The 313-nt window shown below is 39.9% G+C and carries 1 protein-coding gene; it reads left to right on the top strand.

The features are described 5' to 3' along the window. Positions 1 to 58: 58 nt before the first annotated feature. Positions 59 to 313 (top strand): hypothetical protein (locus tag G154_RS26975; RefSeq protein WP_237742467.1); only part of this gene is annotated, 255 nt, incomplete at its 3' end.

The following is a 313-nucleotide window of genomic DNA, read 5'->3' on the forward strand; positions in this document are numbered from 1 at the left end:
AAGATCACTTAGGAAATTTTAGCCGAAATCAGATGAAGGCATTTTCCTGGGTTATTCCATGAATAGCAAAGCTTATAGAGTTTTCAACAAGAAATCCCAAACTCTTGAAGAATCTATTCATTTTAGATTTGATGAATCAAACCCCTTCACACCCATAGTAGAGGATGCTGACCCAGGTGATAGTCTAGAGGTTATGGCCCCTGAATCACTAGAAGAACAACCAAATGAGCTCCCAAAAGCATGGATGTATAATGCTTCACATCCTATGGAGCTAATTATTGGAGAGCCATCTAGTGGAGTCAAGACCAGAAGC

Source organism: Mycobacterium sp. VKM Ac-1816D (genome assembly GCF_000416385.1).
GTDB classification, from domain to species: domain Bacteria; phylum Actinomycetota; class Actinomycetes; order Mycobacteriales; family Mycobacteriaceae; genus Mycobacterium; species Mycobacterium neoaurum_A.